The sequence below is a fragment of the Aquitalea sp. S1-19 genome, assembly GCF_024343515.1.
The window spans coordinates 1-8,950 of the sequence record NZ_RJTZ01000119.1 but is presented as its reverse complement, the minus strand read 5'-3'; the positions used below and the strand labels follow the sequence as shown (position 1 = coordinate 8,950).

Annotated in this window: 10 protein-coding genes; 3 read left to right on the top strand and 7 right to left on the bottom strand. The window is 58.3% G+C overall.

The genetic code is table 11. The features are described from left to right. Window positions 1–24 precede the first annotated feature (24 nt). The 7 genes from lepB to rpoE form a co-directional block, all read right to left on the bottom strand. Window positions 25–1,005, bottom strand: a complete 981-nt coding sequence (lepB, locus tag EGI20_RS14870; protein ID WP_498629991.1) for a signal peptidase I — start codon at window positions 1,003–1,005, stop codon at window positions 25–27. Beyond that, entirely contained in the window at window positions 1,006–2,799 is a 1,794-nt protein-coding gene (gene lepA / locus EGI20_RS14865; protein ID WP_124734374.1) for a translation elongation factor 4, read from the bottom strand. A gap of 71 nt (window positions 2,800–2,870) precedes the next feature. Beyond that, window positions 2,871–3,122 (bottom strand): glutaredoxin family protein, encoded by a 252-nt coding sequence (locus tag EGI20_RS14860; RefSeq protein WP_124734375.1) that lies wholly within the window; start codon window positions 3,120–3,122, stop codon window positions 2,871–2,873. A gap of 2 nt (window positions 3,123–3,124) precedes the next feature. Further along, the gene (locus tag EGI20_RS14855) at window positions 3,125–3,610 is read right to left on the bottom strand and encodes a SoxR reducing system RseC family protein (protein ID WP_498629994.1); all 486 of its coding nucleotides are present in this window, start codon (window positions 3,608–3,610) and stop codon (window positions 3,125–3,127) included. Continuing rightward, window positions 3,607–4,563 (bottom strand): MucB/RseB C-terminal domain-containing protein, encoded by a 957-nt coding sequence (locus tag EGI20_RS14850; protein ID WP_498629996.1) that lies wholly within the window; start codon window positions 4,561–4,563, stop codon window positions 3,607–3,609. Before EGI20_RS14850 ends, EGI20_RS14855 begins: the two co-directional genes overlap by 4 nt. Then, window positions 4,563–5,045 (bottom strand): RseA family anti-sigma factor, encoded by a 483-nt coding sequence (locus tag EGI20_RS14845; protein WP_498629998.1) that lies wholly within the window; start codon window positions 5,043–5,045, stop codon window positions 4,563–4,565. The genes EGI20_RS14850 and EGI20_RS14845 overlap by 1 nt, the downstream gene beginning before the upstream one ends. A gap of 2 nt (window positions 5,046–5,047) precedes the next feature. Then, window positions 5,048–5,647, bottom strand: a complete 600-nt coding sequence (rpoE, locus tag EGI20_RS14840; RefSeq protein ID WP_124734379.1) for an RNA polymerase sigma factor RpoE — start codon at window positions 5,645–5,647, stop codon at window positions 5,048–5,050. A gap of 321 nt (window positions 5,648–5,968) precedes the next feature. On the opposite strand from rpoE, the gene prpB reads away from it, so the two are divergent. The 3 genes from prpB to EGI20_RS14825 all read left to right on the top strand — a co-directional run. Then, window positions 5,969–6,847, top strand: coding sequence for a methylisocitrate lyase (gene prpB, locus EGI20_RS14835; RefSeq protein ID WP_498630000.1), 879 nt, complete (start codon window positions 5,969–5,971; stop codon window positions 6,845–6,847). 36 nt (window positions 6,848–6,883) lie between these two features. Next, window positions 6,884–8,029, top strand: coding sequence for a bifunctional 2-methylcitrate synthase/citrate synthase (gene prpC, locus EGI20_RS14830; protein ID WP_498632400.1), 1,146 nt, complete (start codon window positions 6,884–6,886; stop codon window positions 8,027–8,029). 87 nt (window positions 8,030–8,116) lie between these two features. Then, window positions 8,117–8,950 (top strand): aconitase family protein (locus EGI20_RS14825; RefSeq protein WP_498632401.1); only part of this gene is annotated, 834 nt, incomplete at its 3' end.

Genomic DNA, 8,950 nt, shown 5'->3' with positions numbered 1-8,950 from the left:
CCGGGCAGTCAAAAGGCGAAACCGTTACTCTATTTTCATTCCGATGCGCGAAAAATCACCGAAATTCATCCAGATCAGGAAAGCTTTGCCCACTAGCAGATCATCGGCAACAAAGCCCCAGTAGCGGCCATCCAGACTGTTGTCGCGATTGTCGCCCAGCATGAAGTAGTGGCCCTGTGGCACTTTGCACACAAAACCGTCTTCAGCATACTGGCAATTATCGCGATACGGGAAGTCGCGCACCTGTGCCGGATCATAGACTGGCGCCTGAGGACTCTTCAGCACCTTATAGGTCTTGGCCTCAGGTGTGGATGGCAGGGTTTCAATGTACTGGTCGTTCCGTATCATCGCCAGACCCTGCTCCAGATAGTCATAAGTACCATCCGCCACATCCGGCACGGCCTTGCCGTTGATAGTCAGACTCTTGTTGCGGTACTCGACCGTGTCCCCCGGCAGCCCGATCACACGCTTGATGTAATCGACGCGCGGGTTAGGCGGGAAATTGAACACCGCCACATCACCACGCGCAACTTCATGCACCGGCACTATCACCTTGTTCAGCACCGGCACCCGTATGCCGTAGGTGAATTTATTGACCAGAATGAAGTCGCCAACAATCAGCCCCGGCCGCATGGAACTGCTGGGAATCTGGAACGGTTCGGCAATAAACGAGCGCAGCAGGAATACCACCAGAATGATGGGGAAAAAGCCCTTGGCGTTGTCGACCATATGGCCGGGCTCTTCGCCCGGCGCTCGGCGGCGTGCCAGATAGAACTTATCCAGCGCCCAGCCAAAGCCGGTCACCAGCACAATCACCAGCATCACGGCTGAAAAGCTCATCCAGCTCGACAGCACGCCGAAGCAGCCGACCAGCAAGGCGATATAGCCCCACTGCACGGCAGCCGGCCACTCTTTGGCGCCCGCCTCTTTCTTGCCGGCCGACGCGATCAGCGCAATGCCGACTACCGCTACAACGACAAACACCCAGAACAGATTCCCGCTCACTTATTTGTCCCCTACTTGCAAGATGGCGAGGAAGGCTTCCTGCGGAATTTCCACATTACCCACCTGCTTCATGCGGCGCTTACCGGCTTTCTGCTTTTCCAGCAGCTTTTTCTTACGGGTAATATCGCCGCCATAGCACTTGGCCAGCACGTTCTTACGCAAGGCCTTGATGGTTTCGCGCGCGATAATGTGCGCACCGATGGCCGCTTGCACCGCGATATCGAACATCTGGCGCGGAATCAGTTCGCGCATCTTGGCGGCAACGGCACGGCCGCGGAACTGGGCGCTCTGACGGTGCACGATCAGGGACAGCGCATCCACCTTCTCGCTATTGACCAGAATATCCAGCTTGACGAGGTCGGATGCCTGATATTCCTTGAAGTCGTAGTCAAGCGATGCGTAGCCGCGGCTGGTGGACTTGAGCTTGTCGAAGAAGTCCATCACCACTTCATTCATCGGCATATCGTAAGTCAGCATCACCTGGCGGCCCAGATACTGCATATTGCGCTGCACGCCACGCTTGCCGTTACACAAGGTCATCACCGCACCGACATACTCCTGCGGCAGCAGGATATGGGCGGTAATGATGGGTTCGCGGATTTCTTCCACCTTGGCAGGATCCGGCAGCTTGGACGGGTTTTCCACATGGATCACCTCGCCGTCCTTCATCAGTAGCTCGTACACCACGGTAGGTGCCGTGGTGATCAGGTCCATATCGAACTCGCGCTCGAGACGTTCCTGCACAATTTCCAGATGCAGCAGCCCCAGGAAACCGCAACGGAAGCCGAAGCCCAGCGCCTGCGACACTTCCGGCTCGTACTTGAGCGAAGCATCGTTCAGTTGCAGCTTTTCCAGCGCATCGCGCAGATTATCGTAGTCGTGGCTTTCCACCGGATACAGACCGGCAAACACCTGCGACTGGACTTCCTTAAAGCCCGGCAATGCTTCGGCCGCCGGCGTTTTCATCAAGGTAATGGTATCGCCCACTTTGGCCGACTTGATGTCCTTGATACCGGCAATGATAAAGCCCACCTCGCCGGCCCTAAGCTCGCTGCGCTGCAAGGCTTTAGGCGTGAATACGCCGACCTGCTCGCACAGATGCTCGGCACCGGTGGCCATGAACTTGATCTTGTCCTTGGGCTTGATCACGCCGTCCTTGACACGCACCAGCATCACCACGCCGACGTAGTTATCAAACCACGAATCGATAATCAGCGCCTTGAGCGGGGCATCCACATCGCCGACCGGCGGCGGAATCTTGGCAATCAGGGTTTCGAGGATATCCTCGATACCGATACCGGATTTAGCCGAAGCGCGCACCGCATCGATGGCCTCGATACCGATGATGTCTTCGATTTCCTGACAGACGCGCTCTGGCTCGGCAGCCGGCAAATCGATCTTGTTCAGCACCGGCACCACCTCGACCCCCAGGTCGATGGCGGTATAACAGTTGGCAACGGTCTGGGCTTCTACACCTTGCGAAGCGTCCACGACCAGCAGCGCGCCTTCGCAGGCGGACAGCGAACGCGACACTTCATAGCTGAAGTCGACGTGTCCCGGTGTGTCGATCAGGTTGAGGTTGTAGACCTCGCCATCCCGCGCCTTGTAATGCAAGGCTGCAGTCTGCGCCTTGATGGTAATGCCACGCTCTTTCTCAATATCCATTGAGTCGAGCACCTGGGCGCTCATTTCGCGTAGATCCAAGCCACCGCAGAACTGGATAAAACGGTCAGCCAGCGTGGATTTGCCGTGGTCGATATGGGCAATGATAGAAAAATTGCGTATGTGTTTCATCAGGCTCGCAGACAACAAAAAGACGAGGGCACGTAGTGCGCCCTCGTACAGGTATCAATTAGTGCGCGATTCTAGCGGATTTCGCCGGCATGTGCAGCCAAACGTTCCGCCAGAGCGGCTTCATCCAAGTGCCAGTGGCAGATCTCGCCCTTTGCATCCAGCAACACGGGCACCAGTTCGTTGTACTTTTCTTCCAGCACCGGGTCGGCATCCACGTCGACAATATCCAGCTCAAAGCCGTAGCGCGCCTGCCAGGGCAATAGTGCATCACGCATGGCATGGCACAGGCTGCAATAATCGCGGAACATCAGCGTCAGCGTCATTTTTACTCCAAGGGCCGGTTTTTTGAACGGCAAGTACGAGCCGGCGCGGCCACAATGGCGTCAGGGTCCAGCTTACTGGCAATATGAGGCTGAAAACGCCCATCCTCCGACAGGCGTTGCGCCCGGCGGCGCACCAGCAGCAAGCTCAGCAGCAAGCAACCCAAACCGGCAAGCGCCGACGCCATCTCGCCAAACAGTGCGCCCAGCAGCGCGCCGGCGAACAAGGCTAACAGCGGCAAGACATACATCAGCAACACACTTTGTCTCAGGCTTTTTTCCGGCACGGCCACCATCACCTGGTCCCCGGCCCCTACACCCAGGCTATCCAGCACCCGGAACACCGGATCACGCCCGCTAAACAGGCGCGCGATACTCAAGGAACGACAACCGCCCTCAGCATCACACTGACCGCATGGCGAATGCGGCTTGGGCTCGACCCAGGCCGCACCGGGCTCGACGCGCAATACGCGTGCTTCGGTTTCAATCATGATTTTTTAACAAGCCGCAGATGACGGGCAATGGCCTGCAAGCCGGCATCAGGCAGATCCCCCACCAAGGTCAAACGGTACTCGCCCTCATTGTCTGTAGCTACCGAAATAGGCCCATGCGTCAGATGAGGCGCCGGTTTGGCATCCTTGGCATACTCGACAAACAGAGAAAACACGGCCAGACCATCGCTATACACCCGGTGCTGAACCGGTGGTGCACCATCATTACCCGGCATTTTACGCATGACAGAACGCAGCAGCCGAAAACCCGGCGGAATGCCTTTGATCTCTAGCGACTCCACTCCCTCTTCAGCCTTCACGGCAGAAGCAGAGGATGCTGCGCTTAAGGGATAAACCGGCTGCACACTCACCTTGGCGCGCGGTGCGCGATCATCCAGATCAATAAAGCTGAACAACTCGACCACATCCTGCTGTGCATCCAGCGTGACCCACTTCAGCGGCAGCTGACTGGCCTTATCCAGACAAACGCGCTGTGTATAGCGCTGCCCGGCTTCCAGCGATTTCAACTGCCACCATTGGCATTCGCGCGACGCTACCCTATCCGAGCCCAAGCGGCTTAGGGCATAGCCATCAGCCAGCATGGCCACATTATCCGGCAGAATGGCCGGAAACAGCTTGGCACTGCTTATTTTTGCTGCCAGCAGCGAATGCTCGTCCGGAGCGGACGTAATCAGCACGTCGCCATGACGGATAATCTCGCGCGGCAAGCCATCCAGCGAAACACGGCGCTCCCTGACTTTCCCCTTGCTGACTGAACGCTGGATACGGAAGGTCTCGGATGCAGAACCTATCTGGTGCAGGTAACTGCCGGACAATGTTTGCTGGCGTGCAACCTGCGCAGCCTTGCCAAGCAAGGCCCAGTCATCATCAGGACCGGCCTGTACCAGAGGTGCCAGCAACATGCCGAAAAAAACACAAAACCTGAACTGCATCAATGTGCTGCCTTGTCACGCGCTGGCACATAGGCAACCCGCCGCTGCGAGCCGTCTATTGTCCCCGCCATTTCCTGATGCGCCAGCAGATAAGGTGCATCTACCGCTGTAGCCGGGCTGAACACCTGGGCTTCGCTTGCTTTGGCCACCACCATTTCCGACTCATCCTGCTGCCAGCCCATCCAGCCGACAACGGCCGCGCAAGCAACCGATGCGGCCAATGCATAATGGCGCAGCTTTCGGGAAGGCAAAGGCCAGCGTCTGGCCGGCGCCAAAACAGTAGGCTCATCACGCAGGCGCTCACTGACTTCGCGCCGCACATCCAGCGCAAGACCCCCGCCCCCGCGCATGGCATCCCCGATCAGCTGATAGGTATCCCAGCTATCCTTCAATGCCTTATCCGCCTGTAAATCCGTGATGGCCGCGTGTGCCGCTGCATCATCCAGCGCATCGTCCATCAAAGCAGAGATATTTTCTTTCATCACTACCACCTCTTGTCTTTTGCCGTATCCAGCAAGGGGCGCAACTGCGTTGCAATCGCTTCACGCGCACGGAAAATACGCGACCTGACCGTACCAATCGGACAATCCATCACTTGGGCGATTTCCTCGTAGCTGAGACCATCCATTTCACGCAGGGTAATTGCCGTACGCAACTCCTCAGGCAACGCATTCACCGCCTGGTTAACCGTCTCCACGATCTGGCGGTTCATCATGTCCGCTTCGGGCGTATGGTAATCCGGCATCTGATCGCCCAGATCAGCGACCTCGCCATCTTCATCCTCGACCCCGGCCTTGAACACAGGTCTTCGACCATTGGCACTGAGAAAGTTCTTGGCCGTATTGATTCCGATACGATATAGCCAAGTGTAAAAAGCGCTCTCACCCCGAAATGACGGCAATGCCCGGTAGGCCTTGATAAAGGCCTCCTGTGTCACATCCTCAATGTCCGCGCTGTCCTTGATAAAGCGCGACAACAAGCGCCCCAGGCGTCTTTGATACTTGGAAACCAACAAATCAAAGGCGCGCTTCTCCCCACGCTGGACGCGTTCCACCAATTGCTGATCGAGTTCCCGATCACTCATTCTTGTTTACAGCTCCTGATTTTTTCTATGCTTGCTGTCCAGATTTTTATAGTCATCTCTTATGACTCCTCTGCTCCGGATAAGTTCGACCGTAATAAGCCGTCACCTTAACAGAGCACATTGCAAAGCAAAACCGACAAGCACCAGCTTCTGACCATTGCACGTACTTCCAAACGTGCGTTTACCAGACAAAAACACAACAAGCGGCAAAAAAACAGCTGGGTGCAAGAAAAATAATGCCCTCGCCATTTACGAACTTACCAAGCACTTGCTAGAATTTGGAATAATCACTCAGCCAACACATCATCAAGGAGCCGCCAGATGCATACCCCGGGTCAACGTTTCCGTCTTGCCGTCGAGCAGGAAAAGCCGCTGCAGGTTGTCGGCGCGGTCAATGCCTATTTTGCCCGTCTTGCCGAGCACTCCGGCTTCAAAGCCATTTATCTGTCCGGCGGCGGTGTCGCCGCCTGCTCCTGCGGCATTCCCGATCTTGGCATCACCACCCTGGAAGACGTACTGATCGATGTACGCCGCATTACCGACGTCACCGAACTGCCACTCTTGGTCGACATCGATACCGGCTGGGGCGGCGCATTCAATATCGCCCGTGCCGTGCGCAACCTGGAAAAAGCCGGTACCGCCGCCGTGCATATTGAAGACCAGGTCCAGCAAAAACGCTGCGGCCATCGCCCTAACAAGGCCATCGTCAGCAAGGAAGAGATGGTTGACCGCGTGAAGGCCGCCGTCGATGCCCGCCGTCAGGATATGGTGATCATGGCGCGCACCGACGCACTGGCAGTCGAAGGCCTGGAATCGGCCATCGAGCGCGCCATCGCCTGCGTCGAGGCCGGCGCCGACATGATCTTCCCCGAAGCGATCACCGATCTTGCCATGTACAAGCAGTTTGCCGAAGCGGTGAAAGTGCCGGTACTGGCCAACATCACCGAGTTCGGCTCCACCCCGCTCTATACCACCGAACAACTGGGCAATAACGGCGTCTCACTGGTGCTCTATCCGTTGTCGACCTTCCGCGCCGCCTCCAAAGCCGCGCTGAATGTCTACGAGGCACTGCGCCGCGACGGCACCCAGGCCAATGTGGTCGACACCATGCAGACCCGTATGGACCTGTACGATCACCTCGGCTACCACGACTACGAACAAAAACTGGACGCCCTGTTTCAACAGGAAAAAAACAAATAATCCGCGTCCGCCCCGCTATCTGCAAAGGAGAATCACATGACTGAAGTCGTCATCGGCAAGCCGAAAAAATCCGTCGCCCTGTCCGGCGTAGCCGCCGGCAATACCGCACTGTGCACCGTTGGCCGTACCGGCAATGATTTGAGCTATCGCGGCTACGACATTCTCGACATCGCCGACCGTTGCGAATTCGAAGAAGTCGCCTACCTGCTGGTTCATGGCAAGCTGCCCAATGTGGCTGAACTTGCCGGCTACAAGGCCAAACTCAAGGCGCTGCGCGGCCTGCCCGCCGCCGTCAAGGCGGTGCTGGAAGCACTGCCGGCCTCAGCCCACCCGATGGACGTGATGCGCACCGGCGTCTCCGCGCTGGGCTGCACCCTGCCGGAGAAGGACGACCACAATATCGCCGGCGCACGCGATATCGCCGACCGCCTGATGGCCAGCTTCGGCTCGATGCTGCTTTACTGGTACCACTTCAGCCATAACGGCAAGCGCATCGAGGTAGAAACCGATGACGACTCGATCGGCGGCCACTTCCTGCACCTGTTGCACGGAGAAAAGCCATCCGCGCTGTGGGTGAAGGCGATGCACACCTCGCTGATCCTGTATGCCGAGCACGAATTCAATGCCAGCACCTTCACCAGCCGCGTCATCGCCGGCACCGGCTCCGATATGTACTCAGCCATCACCGGCGCCATCGGCGCGCTGCGCGGCCCCAAGCATGGCGGCGCCAACGAGGTGGCATTCGATATCCAGAAGCGCTACGACACGCCGGATGAAGCGGAAAATGACATCAAGGCACGGGTAGAGAAAAAAGAAGTGGTGATCGGCTTCGGCCATCCGGTGTACACCATTTCCGATCCGCGCAACAAGGTGATCAAGGAAGTCGCGCGCGAGCTGTCGGCCGCCGCCGGCGACAGCAAGATGTTCGACATCGCCGCGCGTCTGGAATCCGTGATGTGGGACATCAAGAACATGTTCCCCAACCTCGACTGGTTCTCCGCCGTGTCCTACCACATGATGGGCGTGCCGACCGCGATGTTCACTCCGCTGTTCGTGATCGCCCGCACCAGCGGCTGGAGCGCGCATGTGATCGAGCAGCGCATCGACGGCAAGATCATCCGTCCGAGCGCCAATTATGTCGGCCCGGAAGATCAGGCCTTCATGCCGATCGAACAACGCTAAGCGCCTGAATTAAGCGGGGGAGCCGTGCGCCTGGCGCCGGCTCCCCCTTGCCGCATGCATGCCTACCCTATCGTGATGACCGACACCATGAATACTCACTACCGCAAACCCTTGCCCGGCACCGGCCTCGACTATTTCGACACCCGCGCCGCAGTTGATGCGATCGCGCCGGGTGCCTACGCCAAACTGCCTTATACCGCGCGCGTGCTGGCCGAAAACCTGGTGCGCCGCTGCGACCCTGCCACACTGACCGACGCCCTCAAGCAACTGATCGAGCGCAAGCGCGACCTCGACTTTCCTTGGTTCCCGGCGCGCGTGGTCTGCCACGACATTCTGGGCCAGACTGCGCTGGTGGATCTGGCCGGCCTGCGCGACGCCATTGCCGATCAAGGCGGCGACCCGTCACAAGTCAATCCGGTGGTACCGACCCAGCTCATCGTCGACCACTCGCTCGCCGTCGAATGCGGTGGCTTCGACCCGGACGCCTTCGCCAAGAACCGCGCCATCGAAGACCGCCGCAACGAGGACCGCTTCCATTTCATCGACTGGACCCGTACCGCATTCAAGAACGTGGATGTAATCCCGGCCGGCAACGGCATCATGCACCAGATCAATCTGGAAAAAATGTCGCCGGTGATTCAGGCACGTGACGGCGTCGCCTTCCCGGACAGCTGCGTCGGCACCGACAGCCACACGCCGCATGTGGACGCATTGGGCGTGATCGCCATCGGCGTCGGCGGCCTCGAGGCCGAAACCGTGATGCTGGGCCGCGCCTCGATGATGCGCCTGCCCGACATCGTCGGCGTCAAGCTCACCGGCAAGCGTCAAAGCGGCATCACCGCCACCGACATCGTGCTGGCACTGACCGAATTCCTGCGCAAGGAGCGCGTCGTCTCCGCCTGGCTCGAATTTTTCGGCGAT